Origin of the sequence: Furfurilactobacillus siliginis (assembly GCF_001437435.1) — a bacterium.
Taxonomy (GTDB): domain Bacteria; phylum Bacillota; class Bacilli; order Lactobacillales; family Lactobacillaceae; genus Furfurilactobacillus; species Furfurilactobacillus siliginis.
The window spans coordinates 1-1,640 of sequence record NZ_JQCB01000011.1; the positions used below are offsets into that span (position 1 = coordinate 1).

Consider the following 1,640-nt stretch of genomic DNA (forward strand, 5'->3'; position numbering starts at 1 on the left):
GAAGCTGATCTTTTTTGTCCGAACAGCGTTCGGATTAATTTTACAATCTACCAAATGCAGTCCTTTTTTATTGTTTCCTTTCCACCTAATAAATATGCAGTGTTGTTCCGCGCTAAACCGCCATGTAAAATACACTTATCAAAAGATTAGGAGTACTGCATATGGCTTATCATACAGATGAATTCTTACGTAAACGTCAAAACGACCCAAAATGGCGGGATGCTTACTTGCAACGTATGAGCGTTCAACAGCAGCATCGCCGCAACAACCGTGAATTTTGGATTGGCTTCTTCGTGATTTTTCTAGGTGGTTGGTGGGTTGCCGACTATTTTTTTGGTATGGCCTTGCTCACACAATTAATTACGATTATCACATCACTCTTTCGCTGACCAACACCCGCAATCAACATAGAAAATGAGACTTATGTCAAAAAAATTATCCGTTCTTCAAAAAATATACCAACTGCTTATTATTGTCCTGGCAATCATTTCAGTCAGCTTAACATTACTAGATTTAACCGACATCATTGACTTAACCAGGATGCCCTTTTCAATAATAGACGGCATCATTTGGTTAATCTTTGTACTAGATTATGCCGTTGGTCTCTTCTCAGCACACTCTAAACGCGCTTATGTACGAACGCATGTAATGGACTTACTTGCAATTATGCCGGTCAACCTCTTCAACTTGTTTAGATTTGCACGAATTTTCCGCATCTTACGGCTTTTACGGATTTTTCGTATGGCTGGTATCATTGGAAAGCTTCAAGAAAAGCTCAAAGGATTTCTACGAACGAATGGTTTCATGTATTTACTTTATGCAAGTATCACCATTCTGATTACGATTTCGGCCATTTACTCAACGGTTGAAGGCATTTCTTTGGGCAACGCGTTTTGGTGGGCAATCACGACGGCTACAACCGTCGGCTATGGCGACATTGCACCGCACACAGCACTCGGAAAAGTACTAGCCGTTATTCTAATGCTCGTTGGCGTCGGTTTCGTTGGCATGCTGACGAGTACCCTCACCGCATACTTTACGAACAAAACGGCCGACAAAGATACGTTGACCGATCAAGAAGTACTTGCCGAATTTGCAAAACTGCACCGCGAAAACGAAGCACTCCAGAAACAATTAACCACGCTCACAAAAACAATTCAAACTGCACAGAAAAACTGAAAGGATTCACATTCTTATGGAACAAAAATACGGACGCACTTCTTTTTTTGACGGTGGCTTGCTTGCCTACATTGGCTGGACAATCTTGGGGATTGTTGTTACAGCCCTCACTCTCGGCATCTGCTACCCGTGGGCTCTAACCATGGTTTACGGTTGGAAAATCAACCACACCGTTATCGATGGTCATCGCATGCGGTTTTCAGGAACCGCCATTGGTCTCTTTGGGAATTGGATTAAATGGTTATTACTATCGATCATCACCATTGGTATCTACAGCTTTTGGGTCGGAATTAAACTAACTGATTGGAAAGCAAAAAACACCAATTTCATCAACTAATTGCTAGCGTTTGGGACATAAGTCATCTTGTCCCAAACTCATTTTTTGATTTTCGAACTTAAATGGTGAAAACGTGGGACAAAAGTCAAGTCGCTGTGCAGAGGACGAACCACCTACCGGATTG

3 protein-coding genes are annotated in these 1,640 nt (G+C 41.9%); all 3 read left to right on the plus strand.

The window, feature by feature from the left end; all coding sequences use genetic code 11:
* Positions 1-161 precede the first annotated feature (161 nt).
* The 3 genes from IV55_RS07675 to IV55_RS07685 are packed head-to-tail and all read left to right on the plus strand — an operon-like array spanning position 162 to position 1,516.
* Positions 162-389 (plus strand): hypothetical protein, encoded by a 228-nt coding sequence (locus tag IV55_RS07675; RefSeq protein ID WP_057810983.1) that lies wholly within the window; start codon positions 162-164, stop codon positions 387-389.
* Between the two features lie 34 nt (positions 390-423).
* Positions 424-1,179: a potassium channel family protein gene (locus IV55_RS07680; protein WP_057810984.1), complete on the plus strand. Its 756-nt coding sequence runs from the start codon at positions 424-426 to the stop codon at positions 1,177-1,179.
* 16 nt (positions 1,180-1,195) lie between these two features.
* Positions 1,196-1,516: a DUF898 family protein gene (locus tag IV55_RS07685; RefSeq protein ID WP_057810986.1), complete on the plus strand. Its 321-nt coding sequence runs from the start codon at positions 1,196-1,198 to the stop codon at positions 1,514-1,516.
* Positions 1,517-1,640 lie beyond the last annotated feature (124 nt).